Source organism: Pseudomonas sp. PS01270, from assembly GCF_029959775.1.
In the GTDB taxonomy this organism is placed as follows: Bacteria; Pseudomonadota; Gammaproteobacteria; order Pseudomonadales; family Pseudomonadaceae; genus Aquipseudomonas; species Aquipseudomonas atacamensis.
The window spans coordinates 14883-29559 of record NZ_JASCPT010000003.1; the positions used below are offsets into that span (position 1 = coordinate 14883).

A 14677-nucleotide genomic window follows, 5' to 3' on the forward strand; every position below is an offset into this window, starting at 1 on the left:
ACGAATGACGTGAATAAGGGCTGTTTTTTCAATGGTTGGTATCACCAGTTGGTGTGTCCATGGATGTTTGGAAAACCCAGCTTGAAGGTCGTGATCTTACCCGGGCGGCTATTAACTTCTGCGACTCCCTGATGCAAACTCATGATTGATTTCACAATGGCTAAACCAAGCCCGGTACTTCCTCCAGCGCGCGAATGATGAGTGTCAACTCGATAAAAGCGATCGAATAAGTGCGGTAGGTGTTGAGGTTCAATACCTGCGCCTGGGTTGGCTACATGTAGCGAGACTTCTGTGGCATGGACTTCGATGGTGATTGTGATGGCTTGGCCTACTGGGCAATGGCGGATTGCATTGGACATCAGGTTGGAAATTGCCCGCTGAATCATCAACCGATCACCAATGGTCGACCCCCTGCCAGTAACGCTCACGCTGATCTGTTTATCTTCCGCCGACAGTGAAAACAGGTTGATGACCTTCAAGGCTTCATCCTCCAGAGCAATGGTCTCAAACGGGACCAGCGCAGCGGGATGACTGACCTGTGCCAGGAAAAGCATGTCCGAGACAATCCGGGCTACGCGCCCAAGCTCTTCGGTGGAGGACTCCAAAACCGCTTTGTACTCCTCGGCCGGCCTCTCCCGGGACAACGTCACCTGGGCTTTGCCCATCAGGTTGGAAATGGGTGCTCGTAGTTCGTGGGCCAAGTCATCGGAGAACTGCGACAACTGCTGAACATCGCTGTCTAGTCGGTGCAGCATGAAGTTGATGCCATGGGCCAGTTCGCTGAGCTCCTGCGGCATCTTGACCACCGAGAGTCGATGGCTGAGGTCCTGAGCAGAGATCATGGCGGCCACCTTGCGAAACTCCCGCAGCGGCGCGAGCCCCCGTTTTACCACTGCCCAGGCACTGAGGCCGATAAGTAGCAGCAGCAACGGCAAGGCCATGATCGTCGAGCTTAGATATGTGCTGAGCAGCGCTTCATCGTTGGCGCAATCAAGCGACAGCAATACGGCGACATTCGTACCGTTCGGCAAGCGGATCAGTCTGGATGCAGTCAGGAAGTGCCGGCCCTGATCATCGGTGCTTCGGGAGTACGACACCTTGTCGGTGGCAGCCCCTGCCGCCTTCAACTCCACCCTGGGGTCCGTCAAGCCAAAGCCTGACTTCAAGAGCGGCGTCCTCATATTTATCAGGTCATAAATGGTAAGGTTGAGGTGGTCATGCCCCATCACCTGATCCAGCAAAACGTGCGGTTTAATGTTGATGTCGACAGGTTTTTCATACAGCGAAAGACTGTGCTCGATTTGCCGCATTTTCTCGCTCAAGTTGTCTTTTGACAGTTTATCTAACTCATGCGTTAGCGCGAGGAACGCAAGAACCGCCAGAAATAACACCAACAATGCGCCCATGATACTCACCGCCAAACCCAGCCGCATCGACAGGCTTGCCGACTTCATTCCCGGGCCTCCAGTACATAGCCAACGCCGCGCAGGGTATGGATTAGCTTCTTGTCAAAAGGATCATCAATCTTGGCCCTCAGGCGGCGGATTGAAACCTCGACCACATTGGTGTCGCAGTCGAAGTTCATGTCCCAGACCAATGAAATGATCTGAGTGCGGGAAAGCACCTCACCCGACTGGCGCATCAAAAGGTGCAGCAAAGCAAATTCCTTGGTCGTCAGGTCGATACGCTGCTCGCCCCGGAAGGCCCTATGGCGGCCCTGGTCGAGTTCCAGATCGGCGACTTTCAAGACCTCAGGGACGGAAACTTGTTCGCTGCGACGCATTAAAGTTCGTACCCGGGCCAACAGTTCCGGAAATTCGAATGGCTTGACCAGATAGTCATCGGCACCCAGGTCCAGGCCGCGGATCTTGTCCGCCAGGCGCCCGCGAGCGGTTAGCATCATGACCCGGGTGTTACTGCTTTGGCGCAGTCGCTCGAGCACACCCCAGCCATCAAGTTGTGGTAGATCGACGTCAAGTATTACCAAGTCGTAGGTTTGTTGACGCGCAAGGTGAAGTCCATCCGTACCATTCGCCGCGCGGTCTACTATATAGCCGCTTTCAGTCAAACCCTGATGCAGGTATTCGGCAGTTTTAAGCTCATCCTCAACTACAAGCATTCGCATGGTAGTGCCGCCCTATGTAATATGAATTGAATAATAAAATTTCGAAGTTTATTTAAGTGCCCGACTAAGAAATGATGTAGAACTATTCGATCATAAAAATCTCAAAACCGCGCATTGCTCAAGTGATCAGTATCAAGCCTGAAGCTGCTACAGGGTCAACAGGAGGAGGACATTTTACGATAAAAGTATTTGCGACTATATGTCGCAGGCATGTTAATGCGCGACTCCCGTACATTTATTTCAGCCAGAAGCCAAGCTCCGCTCGGCTGATATCTATGGGGAATCGTTTCGAAGTGTTACGGCGCAGATAGTCAATTTAATGCTGCACGCATTTTTTGGGGAGACTGGCAGGATGTACCAAGGGGAGTTGATCTCGCTTTGCGATTTTTAAGTACCCCGCGCTATCTATGCTCTATGCATTTTCGGATTCGCGTTTTTGGACTATTGTTTATCGTGATTTTAGTTACGGCTTTACTAAAATCACTACTTTTGTTTTTGGGCTTTTAAGTTGCTTTGTGCATTATATTTTGGAAATGTAAGTTGAAAAACTGTCAGATGGCCCGGCATACTTTGGACCTCTGCCATTCCCTGGTGCAGGCTCATGATGGATCGGACAATGGCCAACCCTAATCCAGTACCACCTTCAGCTCGTGAGCGACTGTTATCCACACGATAGAAGCGATCGAAAATGTGAAACAAGTGCTGGTGCTCAATTCCTACCCCAGGATTGCTTATTGATAGGGAGACTTTTTCAGATTGCGTTTCAATCGCTATAGCAATGGACTGCCCTGCTGGGCAGTGACGAATGGCATTTGATAAAAGATTGGAAATAGCCCGTTGAATCATGAGCCGATCACCTAAAACTTTACCCCATCCGCTGACAGTTATACCAACGCTCTTTTCCTCAGCCGATAGCGAAAAAAGGTCGATGACTTTTAGGGCTTCATCCTCTAGTAAAATGCTTTCAAACGGCACGAGTGCGGCCGGATGACTAACTTGGGCCAAGAAAAGCATGTCTGAAACAATTCTGGTGACTCGTCCTAGTTCCTCGGTGCATGACTCTAAAACAGCCTTGTACTCTTTTGCCGGGCGTTCTCGAGAAAGTGTTACCTGAGCTTTCCCCATAAGGTTCGTAATCGGTGACCGCAGCTCATGCGCCAAGTCATCAGAGAATTGCGATAGTTGTTGAACTCCGCCGTCAAGACGGTGCAGCATGAAGTTTATACCGTGAGCAAGCTCACTGAGTTCTTGGGGCATCTTGACAACTGAGAGTCGATGACTTAAATCCTGGGCCGACACCATTGCTGCAACTTTCCGGAATTCCCGAAGGGGGGATAAGCCACGTTGCACAATAGCCCAGGCGCTGATACCAATCAGAATCAGCAACAGTGGAACCGCTACAATGGTCGAACTCAGGTAGGCGCTCAATAGCGTTTCATCATTCGAGCGATCAATAGACAGTAGGACCGATACGAACTCACCATCCTTTAATTTCATGAGCTTAGAGGCGGTGAGGATGTGGATTCCGGACTCTTCGGCTGGGGAGTAGTACGACAGCTTATTACTGGCGGCTGTTCCGGCTTGATTCGTAGATACTTCAGGTATATCTGCTCCAAAACTCAGCAGAGGTTCACTCATGTTGTCATCATCAAAGATGGTCAGGTTAAGATTGTCGTGTCCCAGCACTTGATCTAATAGCACGTGTGGTTTTAAACTCATGTCACGGGTACTGATATCCATCAGTAGACTGTGCTCAATCTGACTCATCTTCTTCTCTAAGCTATTTTTTGCGCGCGAATCAAGTTCGTGAGTAAGCGCTAAAAAAGCTAGTATCGCTAACAGCACTACTAGTACCGCTCCCATAATGCTAACTGTCAACCCCAGCCGCATCGATAGGCTGACCGGTTTCATTTCCTCGCCTCCAATACATAGCCTACGCCACGAAGGGTATGTATTAATTTTGTTTCAAATGGATCATCTATTTTTGCTCTCAATCTTCGTATCGAAACTTCGACAACGTTTGTGTCGCAGTCAAAGTTCATATCCCACACTAAAGAGATAATTTGAGTGCGAGATAACACCTCTCCTGATTGACGCATCAACAGATGAAGCAGCGCGAACTCCTTTGTCGTCAGATCTATGCGTTGCTTTCCGCGGAATGCGCGATGTCTGCCTTGATCAAGTTCAAGGTCAGCGACTTTTAATACCTCTGGAACTGGAATATGTTCGCTGCGACGCATTAAAGTGCGTACTCTTGCAAGCAACTCAGGGAATTCAAATGGCTTGACCAGGTAATCATCGGCTCCCAAATCCAATCCTTTGATTTTGTCTGCCAGACGCCCTCTTGCAGTCAGCATCATTACCCGAGTGCTACTAGTCTGCCGAATATTTTCAAGAACGTCCCAACCGTCAATTTCAGGTAGATTTACGTCTAGTATTACCAGATCATAAGCTTGCTGACGTGCTAGATGGAGTCCATCAGCCCCGGTCGATGCGGAGTCTACAATATAGCCACTTTCAGTCAGGCCTTGATGTAAGTACTCAGCAGTCTTCAGCTCGTCCTCTATTACAAGGATTCGCATAGGATTTCACCCTCTGGTAAATGTATCGGAATGATTGGATGCTCGTTAAACATGGTTTAAGGGCTTTATTAATCTGTATAAACGTTTCGATTCTGGCTACATCTTTAATTTTCTTCGCAATATGGTCTTTTTAAAGCTTTGCAAGGTTCGTCATGTTTCCTTGACCTCCTAAAGTACTAGGTTCGGCTCCCATTTTTTTGTTTCGGGTTGTTTCTTGGCGCGAGCACTTGTTGACTTCATCCTAATGCATTAATTGAGGTTTTTCCGCTGGATAACGTATTTGTAATTTTTCAGTCACCTTGTTGATAGGTGCGGAGAATTACATTTGCCTCATGGGAAATTCTTTTTGTTTTAAAGGTTTTAAGGAATGATGGAATTACTTCGGTGTAGAAAGTTTATTGCTCACCCAATCACGCATAAGACCATGCTAAGAGCAGGTCTCATTTCGATCCTTGCGCTTTTGACTAGTCCTTTGTTTGCGGCGACCGCTCAAATGCTCACAATGGATCAGGCGCTTGAAACCGCTTTTGCCAATAACCCTGATCTGGCGGCCGCTCAATGGGAGACTGGTATTGCTCAGGGAGAGCGACAGCAGGCAGGGTTGATCCCTAACCCTGAGGTTTCCTGGGAGGCTGAAGATACTCGGCGAAACTCGCGCACTACGACGGTAATGATCAACCAGCCGATCGAGCTTGGCGGTAAGCGCGGGGCTAGGATCGAGGTGGCCAGTCGAGCTCAAGACGCGGCCGGTATTGAATTGGACCGCAAACGCAATGTTCTGCGTGCCGATGTCATTCAGGCGTTTTACAGCTCCTCGACGGCTCAGCAAAGGCTGCTGTTATCACGTCAATCACTTGAGCTCGCCGAGCGCGGTTTGCGTGTAGCTCAAGGTCGCATCAAGAGTGGTAAATCCTCACCCGTTGAAGGTACTCGCGCAGAGGTTCAGCTATCAGAAGTGCGTCTGGAGCTGAGGCGGGCTGAGCGGGATGAGGCCAGTGCCTACCAGCGACTCGCTCAGGTCATGGGCGCGCCTTTGCCTGCATTCGTGTCTGTGGGTGATCCAGGCCGGTCGATGCCAACCGTACCGGATTCGTCACTGCTGCTTAATCGCATAGGTGAAACCGCGGAACTACGATTGGCAAAACTGCAAATAGATCAGCGGGAAGCCTCCCTTGGCCTGGAGAAGGCTCAGCGAATTCCCGACCTCACCGTGAGTATCGGGAGCCAATACGACGAGCGCGAGCGCGAGCGGGTGAATGTCGTGGGGCTGTCTATGCCCATCCCATTGTTTAACCGTAACCAGGGCAACGTACTAGCCGCTGCCCGCCGTACCGATCAAGCCCGCGACCTTCGTAACGCCAGTGAGTTACGCCTGCGCACAGAAATCCAGACCACCCTGGATCAGTGGATGACGGCTAACACTGAAGTCGCGTCGTTCAATCAAACCATCCTGCCTGCCGCGAAAAGTGCCGTCGACACCGCTACCCGAGGTTTCGAAATGGGCAAGTTTAACTTCCTCGACGTACTCGATGCTCAGCGCACCTTGATTAGCGCCCGCACGCAATACATCCAGGCTATCGCCGAGGCGACAGACGCCTGGGTGCGCATCGAGCGAATTTTCGGAGATGTCGCCCTTCTCACTCGCACTCCGTGAATTTCATATAACGCTTTTTTTACCGTTGCTCAGCATCGCAATACCACGGTAATCCGTGACTGCCGACTGGGCTGCGCAGGGAGTTTCCATGGATAAAAAACTAATTCTCGTCACTGCACTGACCTTGACGGTGGGTATAGGCATCGGCTCGTTGTGGATGGGCAGCCCATCGGTGCCCTCAGCCGAGGCTCAGGCTCAGGCTCAGGAGGGCAAAGGCCATGACGATCACGGCGATGAAACTACTGGCAAAAAATCGGCCGAGGGCGAACACGCCGAAGGCGAAGCGGAAGAAGGTCACTTGACTCTGAGCGAAGAGCAGATCAGCTCAGCCGGCATCCAGTTGGTCGAAGCCAAGGCGCAGAGTATTAGCCTTTCATTGCCCTTTCCTGGAGAAATCCGTTTTGATGAAGACCGCACTGCGCATGTGGTGCCCCGTGTACCCGGTGTCGTCGAGTCGGTCCATGTCAATCTTGGTCAACCGGTGAAAAAAGGCCAGTTGCTGGCCGTGATCGCCAGCCAACAAATTTCTGATCAGCGTAGTGAACAAGCCGCGGCGCAACGTCGTCTTGAGTTGGCCCGTACTACCTACGAGCGAGAGCGACAGTTATGGCAGGACAAAATCTCTGCCGAACAGGATTTCCTGCAAGCCCGCCAGGCTTTGCAAGAAGCCGAAATCGCCCTCAGCAATGCTCGACAAAAAATCAGCGTACTCAGTGGCAGCTCGGTCACCAGCGGGGGTAACCGATATGAATTGCGTGCGCCGTTTGACGGGGTTGTCGTTGAGAAACACTTGGGCCTCGGTGAGGTTGTCAGCGAAACCACTAATGCCTTCACCCTCTCCGACTTGTCGCGTGTGTGGGTGACCTTTGGTGTCTCGCCAAAGGATTTAAACAAGGTACTGGTGGGCAAGTCGGTCACGGTCAGTGCGTCGGAACTGAATGCCGAAGTCACTGGAACCGTGGCCTATGTCGGCAGTTTGTTGGGCGAGCAAACTCGTACCGCCACGGTCCGCGTGACCTTGGCCAATCCACAAGGTGCATGGCGTCCCGGGCTATTCGTGACCGTGCAGGTTGACACTGATACTCGGCAAACAAAGGTCGCAGTACCAGAAGCGGCTATCCAGACGGTCGAGGACAAGCAAACTGTTTTCGTTCGAACGGACGACGGGTTTAAAGCTCAGCCAGTGGAGACAGGTGGCCGTTCGGCGGGTCTGGTCGAGATCACGGAGGGCCTGGAGCCCGGTGTTCAAGTCGCCGCTGCCGGCAGTTTCATTCTGAAATCAGAACTGGGTAAAGCCTCGGCTGAACACGCCCACTGATCCGCCACTTCCACGAGAAGGTTCTCATGTTCGAACGCCTGATCCAATTTGCCATCGAGCAGCGCATCATCGTGCTGCTCGCGGTTCTCCTCATGGCCGGCCTCGGTATAGCCAGCTACCAGAAGCTGCCGATCGACGCCGTTCCCGATATCACCAACGTCCAGGTGCAAATCAACACAGGGGCAGCAGGTTTTTCACCACTGGAAACCGAGCAGCGCATCACGTTTCCCATCGAAACTGCAATGGCTGGTTTGCCGGCTCTAGAACAAACTCGCTCGCTGTCACGCTCGGGTTTGTCGCAAGTCACAGTGATCTTCAAGGAAGGCACTGACCTGTTCTTCGCCCGACAATTGGTCAACGAACGGTTGCAGGTGGCCAAGGAGCAACTACCCGAGGGGGTGGAAGCCGTCATGGGGCCGATCTCAACCGGTCTGGGTGAAATTTTCCTGTGGACGGTCGAGGCTGAAGAAGGTGCCGTCAAGGAGGACGGCAGTCCCTATACGCCGACCGACCTGAGGGTGATCCAAGACTGGATCATCAAGCCTCAGCTGCGCAATGTTCCCGGGGTCGCCGAAATCAATACCATTGGCGGGTTCGCCAAGGAGTACCAGATTGCGCCCGATCCAAAACGCTTGGCGGCTTACAAGCTTACGCTGACTGACCTTGTTACAGCGCTGGAGCGCAACAACGCCAACGTCGGTGCCGGTTACATCGAGCACAGTGGCGAACAGTTACTGATTCGCGCACCTGGCCAAGTAGCGACCACCGAAGATATCGCCAATATCGTCATGGCCAACGTCGACGGTACGCCCATCCGTGTCAAGAACGTCGCAACCGTGGACATCGGCCGTGAATTGCGCACGGGGGCAGCGACCGAAAACGGTCGTGAAGTGGTGCTCGGCACAGTGTTCATGCTGATCGGTGAGAATAGCCGCACCGTGGCCCAAGCCGTTGCTAGCAAGCTTGAGCAAATCAACCGCTCACTGCCAAAAGGGGTGGTGGCAGTCACCGTCTATGACCGTACCAATTTGGTGGACAAGGCAATTGCCACCGTTAAGAAGAACTTGATTGAAGGTGCGATCCTGGTGATCGCGATTCTGTTCCTGTTCCTTGGCAACATTCGCGCGGCTCTGATTACTGCCATGGTGATCCCGCTCGCGATGCTATTCACATTCACTGGCATGTTTACCAACAAGGTCAGCGCCAACCTGATGAGCCTCGGAGCGTTGGACTTTGGCATCATCGTTGATGGCGCGGTGGTCATTGTCGAAAACGCCATCCGTCGTCTGGCCCATGCACAGCAACACCACGGACGCATCCTCACCCGCTCCGAACGCTTTCACGAAGTGTTCGCGGCGGCCAAGGAAGCACGCCGACCGCTGATTTTCGGCCAGTTGATCATCATGGTCGTGTACCTACCGATTTTTGCCCTCACCGGCGTCGAAGGAAAAATGTTTCACCCGATGGCGTTTACTGTGGTGATTGCCTTGCTCGGCGCGATGCTGTTGTCGGTGACCTTTGTCCCGGCGGCGATTGCGATGTTCGTCACCGGTAAGGTCAAGGAAGAAGAGAACATCATCATGCGTGGCGCCCGTCGGGTGTATGCGCCAGCGCTAGAATGGGTCATGGGCCATCGATCAATGGCATTCGCCATAGCACTAGCCGTTATCGCGGTGTGCGGTGTGGTCGCCAGTCGAATGGGCAGCGAGTTTGTGCCGAGCCTCAGTGAAGGGGATTTCGCGTTGCAAGCACTGCGTGTACCAGGTACCAGCCTGACGCAATCGGTAGAAATGCAGCAACGTCTGGAAAGACTTGTGTTAGCAAAGGTACCGGAGGTCAAGCGGATGTTTGCTCGTACTGGTACAGCAGAAATTGCCTCAGACCCAATGCCACCAAACATCTCTGACAGCTACGTGATGCTCAAGCCGAAGAATCAATGGCCTGATCCGAATAAATCCAGAGAGGCGTTGGTAGCTGATATCCAAAAAGCTACAGCCGGAATGCCCGGAAGCAACTATGAGCTTTCTCAGCCTATTCAATTGCGTTTTAACGAGCTGATTTCAGGCGTGCGCAGTGATGTGGCGGTCAAGGTCTTCGGTGATGACATGGCGGTGCTTAACAGCACCGCTGCAAAAATTGCCGCGTCCATGCAGAAGATCAATGGTGCCTCCGAGGTCAAAGTCGAGCAAACGTCGGGACTGCCGGTACTGACCATCAACATCGACCGTGACAAAGCCGCCCGTTACGGACTGAACGTTGGCGACGTACAAGACACCATTGCGGTGGCGGTCGGTGGTCGTCAAGCCGGTACGATGTATGAGGGAGACCGCCGATTCGACATGGTGGTGCGTTTATCCGACGCCATGCGTAAGGATCTCGAGGGATTGTCCACACTGCTAATCCCGGTACCGGCGCTGCTTAACACCAATGCCGATCAGATCGGGTTTATTGCTCTTTCAGAGGTGGCTAGCCTCGATCTAGTGTTGGGACCTAACCAGGTCAGTCGTGAAAACGGCAAACGTCTGGTGATCGTCAGCGCCAACGTGCGTGGGCGTGATATCGGCTCATTTGTACAGGAGGCCAGTAGCGCCATTGATAAAGAAGTGCAGATCCCGGCCGGTTACTGGACCAACTGGGGAGGACAGTTCGAGCAGCTCCAATCCGCTGCCAAGCGACTACAGATTGTAGTCCCGGTGGCCCTGCTCTTGGTGTTCGCACTCTTGTTCATGATGTTCAACAACCTCAAGGATGGCCTATTGGTGTTCACCGGTATTCCATTCGCGTTGACGGGGGGAGTCATGGCTTTATGGCTCCGAGACATCCCGCTGTCGATTTCGGCAGGTGTTGGTTTCATCGCGTTGTCGGGCGTGGCGGTGCTGAATGGTCTGGTGATGATTGCGTTCATCCGCAATCTTCGGGAGGAAGGACATTCGTTGAGTTCCGCAATCAATGAAGGGGCTCTTACCCGGTTGCGCCCAGTGTTGATGACAGCTCTGGTGGCCTCTCTTGGCTTTATTCCGATGGCACTGGCCACCGGAACGGGGGCAGAGGTCCAGAGACCCCTGGCTACCGTGGTGATCGGGGGCATCCTATCCTCAACTGCGTTGACCCTGCTGATATTGCCTGCGCTTTATCAATGGGCGCACCGCCGAGACGAGGAAGAAGCCGAAGACGATAAAATAGAAGCCGTATAATTCTTTAGTTTTAAAAGCCCACTATCGAGATTCGATAGTGGGCTTTTTTATGTGAGCTACATAACGAATCTGTAATCTTGGCGCCACCGTGTTGATAGGTTCGAATTGATAACCTACTAGCGTTAACTATATGAGGTGTCAGTATGAAAATTGCTCAAATCTGCGCTCTTGCGGGTGCTTTAATCCTTTCTTCAGTTGCTTTAGCCGAAGGTGGGGGGGACAGAACCTTCGAAAAAATGATGGCGGCGCGAGATGTGGCAATGGAGGCATATGTTGCTAGAGAAGGGAAGAGCGTTCCCGTGGTTTCAAGTGATGCTAAAGATGAGACAGGTAAAATGTAGTAGTACTGCGTATAAAAAACCGCTTCCGGTTTCCGGCGGCGGTTTTTTTACGGCTTTATTACACATTCGTAACCTAGCCGCCACGCCATCGCAATGTTCGAATTGATATCCTTGTAAAAGTTAATATATGAGGTACTAAATATGAAGTTCATGAGTATTATTACTTTCGCTGGAGCTCTGACGTTATCCTCTCTCGTACTGGCGGAAGGGGGAGGAGACAAAGCCTTTGAAAAGATGATGGTGGCGAATGCTAAAGCCATGGAGCAGTATGCAATTAGCCAGGGGAAAAGCGCCCCTGTGTCGAAAGAATACGAGTATGGGATGAAGGTGGATGTTGTGAAGGTTATCAGTGTGGTGCGGCCTGCAAAAGTCTGCGCAGTGGTGCCCGCCGCAATGACCTATGAAGATTCAAAAGGACAGCTAAATACAATTAGGTACACTGTGGCTGGAGAGTGTCGTAAACGAGGCGGCTAGCAGCTATGCTGCTGTCAGAGGGATTTATAACGCTCGATTAACCTCAATACTTAGAGGTATCGGGCGTTTTTTATATGCTCGTGTTTTAACGGGCATAAAAAAGACGCCCCGAGGGACGTCTTAAAAATTCACCTTTTTCCAAAGGAGCTTCTAAAGGTGAGCTTGGAGCTTTTAACTGAACAGCGATGAGTTTCAGATTTTCACATACTAGCTACTTGTCTATAGGACTCCAACCAGATGCGCTAGCTAGATTCCTATTAACTCCCACTCACTATAAGCAATTCAAGTTAACATGAAGATGATTGAAAAATTACATTTTTGAAATCTTTCTAGCGAAAACGGGATATTCGTGAAGAACGAATTATCCCGTTCAGGTATTACAGAATCGCTAGTGGGTACTCAACGATCACACGGACTTCATCCAAATCAGACTCAAACGCGGTTGCACGGGTGTTCATTTGTCGCAAGCGGAAGGACATATCTTTCAAGGAGCCTGTCTGAACGACGTATTTTACTTCGATGTCGCGCTCCCAACGTTTCTGATCGGTCAATGGGTTTCCATCCGCATCGCGCCGCATGTATGTGGCGTTGGCGTTGGAGTAGTCGGCGTCGGTGCCACGACCATAACGTGTCATAAACGACAAGCCAGGTACACCATACGAGCTCATGTCGAGGTCGTAACGCACCATCCATGAACGTTCTTTTGGCGAGTTGAAGTCGCTGTACTGGATTGAGTTGTCGAGAAAGATGGAATCCGACTGACGTAGATAGTCGAAGTCGTCGTTACCATTATTTCGCTGGTGAGAAAGTGCAAGTGAGTGTGCGCCATACTTCACGCCAACCTTAGCGCTCCAAATATTGTTGTCGAACTCGCCCAGCAGTTTTTTCCCTTCGTCAACGGCCTTGTAGTAATTCACACCGCCGAATACGGAAAGCTCATCAGACAAGGAGTAGTTCAACCCGGTGCCAGCATAGTATTGATTCCAGGCGTCTTTGAGACGACTGGAGTAAAGACTAACGATAATATTCTTATTCACATTGTAGTCGCCACCAAAATAGCCGACCCAAGGTGAGTTAACTGGGCCTGCATAGAAGGTTGCGAAGTTGTCGCGCATATTGCTGGAGACTGGTTGACTCATAGCATGCAGGCGACCACCCTGAACTGTCAGCCCTTCGATGCTGGTATTGGTAGCGGTCACACCACGGAAACTTTCCGGTAAAAGCCTTGAGTCGCCAGAAGCCACGACAGGGTTGGCGGGAAATACATCACCTACTTTCACCACAGTGTCAAAAGCGCGAACTTTTGCCGCGCCACCGACTTTCGTGTATTCATCTCGAGCTTCGCCGTCGCCATTGACAGGTAGCACATCGAATGAACTACGACCGCCGTTACGACCGTCACCCGTATCAAGCTTCAAACCGATCATCGCGAAAGCGTCGACGCCCACGCCTACAGTGCCTTGGGTAAACCCGGATTCGAACTTACTGATAATCGCATGCGACCAAGCTTCGGAGTAGCCATTGCCCGTGGGGCTTGATTGACCGTTACGATGATCACGATTGAAGTAGAAATTTCGATTGAGCACGGTAAGGCTGCTGTCTTCGATAAACCCCCCAGTCTTTTCCTCCGCAAACACTATAGAAGGCCCAGAACTGACAACCAACGCCAAAGCGGCCATCGAAAATTTCGTATTGTTATCCATTAATCACTCCTTAGGTTCGGCAGAACTAGAAAGCTCTTCGGCTGGAATTATTGTTTACGGGAGCAGTTTCTGCTCCCGTATCGTCGCCGACTTGTATCGTTGCAATTTGAAGATAACGGGGAGATGATTGAAAAATTACAATTCTGTAATGTTCGCCTGTTTTTTCAAAATTAACTTTTGCGGCATGCCCCCAACCGATGGGTGGCTCTACCTTTACTAGGGCTTTTCTCAGGAATTCTCTTAACCAGCAGCACGAATCCACACCTGAAAGTGCGCATGCTCAGGAGCTGAAATCAGTTCTCGATGCATCGTCACAGTGAAGTCGAACCGAGATCGTTTAGATTTTTGGCTCACCTGACCAATCTGACCATCACACAGCTTTATATGATTCAAGCAGTGACCGCGGTCAAGTTGGGGTGCGGTAATAGCTGTACCCGGAAGGCGGTCGCCGCTAACCAAAATTGGATAGCGATAGCGGAAATATTCCGGATGTAGTGTTGTGGAGTTCCCCATCCGCTTGTTCAAAAAACCGAGTATTTTTTAATACTGCTGGAGTTGTTGCTTTTGGACTTTATCAACCAGTCCCTATTACGGCGCATACTGGTCAAGTTACATGCAAACGAATGTCTGCAAGAAAACAACTGGCTGGTCAGTGGTATTGCATAGGGAGCAAGAGCAGTGCAATGAAGCACGCTCTTTAACGACACGATAGTTACTGGATGGGTTTGACCGAGACCACATCGAAATATTTGAATTTCTTTTTTTTAGCTTCTTTTTTAGCCTCTTGTTCCGCGATAAGAGTACTCAGCGTGTTCGCATCATAAATGAACACGCTCACGTCGCCTTCGAAGTCCTTGGTAACGTGCAGTGTCACCCTCAGCTTCGGTGATAGCGGTTTAGAGTTTAGTCGGGACGTTGGACTCGGCTGCGGCTTTGCGAGTACTACGGGGTCGGATTGTTTTGGGGAGCCGAATAGCGCCAAGCGCATATCCTCCTCATTCAGTTCAACGCTCATCTGGGATTTCTCGTCGCTAATGTAAGACGCGGGACCTTCATTACGTAGACTACGTGGCAAGCTCCTGCTGACCGCCAACTGTGATGGCCTCAGGAGTTTCAAATGGTGGGTTTTCATCTCTTAACGTTTATCACTGAGCGATTGAAAACGACGTGGCCGAGGGATAAGCCAGATTTCCTGCAAAGCGCAGCCTTTATGAAAACCGCCGCACGCTCCAGCTCCGTTGAGGATGCTGCGTGCTCAGCTGCCATCTGTTTGTTGCGAGCATAAA

11 protein-coding genes are annotated in these 14677 nt (G+C 51.3%); 5 read left to right on the forward strand and 6 right to left on the reverse strand.

Going from position 1 to position 14677, the window contains the following annotated elements; all coding sequences use genetic code 11:
• Positions 1 to 41: 41 nt before the first annotated feature.
• The 4 genes from QMX86_RS01690 to QMX86_RS01705 all read right to left on the reverse strand — a co-directional run bounded on the left by QMX86_RS01690 (position 42) and on the right by QMX86_RS01705 (position 4707).
• On the reverse strand, positions 42 to 1454 hold the full coding sequence (locus QMX86_RS01690) for a heavy metal sensor histidine kinase (protein ID WP_282382537.1): 1413 nt from the start codon (positions 1452 to 1454) through the stop codon (positions 42 to 44).
• Entirely contained in the window at positions 1451 to 2125 is a 675-nt protein-coding gene (locus QMX86_RS01695) for a heavy metal response regulator transcription factor (protein WP_045061362.1), read from the reverse strand. Before QMX86_RS01695 ends, QMX86_RS01690 begins: the two co-directional genes overlap by 4 nt.
• A gap of 483 nt (positions 2126 to 2608) precedes the next feature.
• A complete protein-coding gene (locus QMX86_RS01700) occupies positions 2609 to 4036 on the reverse strand; it encodes a heavy metal sensor histidine kinase (RefSeq protein WP_045061361.1) in 1428 nt (475 codons plus the stop codon).
• Positions 4033 to 4707: a heavy metal response regulator transcription factor gene (locus QMX86_RS01705; protein WP_282382548.1), complete on the reverse strand. Its 675-nt coding sequence runs from the start codon at positions 4705 to 4707 to the stop codon at positions 4033 to 4035. Before QMX86_RS01705 ends, QMX86_RS01700 begins: the two co-directional genes overlap by 4 nt.
• A 424-nt stretch (positions 4708 to 5131) precedes the next feature.
• On the opposite strand from QMX86_RS01705, the gene QMX86_RS01710 reads away from it, so the two are divergent.
• The 5 genes from QMX86_RS01710 to QMX86_RS01730 all read left to right on the forward strand — a co-directional run bounded on the left by QMX86_RS01710 (position 5132) and on the right by QMX86_RS01730 (position 11688).
• Positions 5132 to 6361 carry a TolC family protein gene (locus QMX86_RS01710; RefSeq protein ID WP_031319198.1) on the forward strand — a complete coding sequence of 410 codons (1230 nt, stop codon included), beginning with the start codon at positions 5132 to 5134 and terminating at the stop codon, positions 6359 to 6361.
• A gap of 88 nt (positions 6362 to 6449) precedes the next feature.
• Complete coding sequence (locus tag QMX86_RS01715) at positions 6450 to 7679, forward strand: efflux RND transporter periplasmic adaptor subunit (protein WP_149415262.1); 1230 nt, start codon at positions 6450 to 6452, stop codon at positions 7677 to 7679.
• Positions 7680 to 7705: 26 nt separating this feature from the next.
• Positions 7706 to 10873: a CusA/CzcA family heavy metal efflux RND transporter gene (locus QMX86_RS01720; protein ID WP_149418970.1), complete on the forward strand. Its 3168-nt coding sequence runs from the start codon at positions 7706 to 7708 to the stop codon at positions 10871 to 10873.
• A gap of 143 nt (positions 10874 to 11016) precedes the next feature.
• Positions 11017 to 11214 (forward strand): co-regulatory protein PtrA N-terminal domain-containing protein, encoded by a 198-nt coding sequence (locus QMX86_RS01725; RefSeq protein ID WP_017341679.1) that lies wholly within the window; start codon positions 11017 to 11019, stop codon positions 11212 to 11214.
• Positions 11215 to 11355: 141 nt separating this feature from the next.
• Complete coding sequence (locus QMX86_RS01730; RefSeq protein ID WP_017341680.1) at positions 11356 to 11688, forward strand: DUF2790 domain-containing protein; 333 nt, start codon at positions 11356 to 11358, stop codon at positions 11686 to 11688.
• A 377-nt stretch (positions 11689 to 12065) separates the two neighbouring features.
• Here QMX86_RS01730 and QMX86_RS01735 read toward each other — a convergent pair whose 3' ends face one another.
• Positions 12066 to 13391 (reverse strand): OprD family porin, encoded by a 1326-nt coding sequence (locus tag QMX86_RS01735; RefSeq protein ID WP_282382579.1) that lies wholly within the window; start codon positions 13389 to 13391, stop codon positions 12066 to 12068.
• Positions 13392 to 14103: 712 nt separating this feature from the next.
• Complete coding sequence (locus tag QMX86_RS01740; RefSeq protein ID WP_282382581.1) at positions 14104 to 14406, reverse strand: hypothetical protein; 303 nt, start codon at positions 14404 to 14406, stop codon at positions 14104 to 14106.
• Positions 14407 to 14677 lie beyond the last annotated feature (271 nt).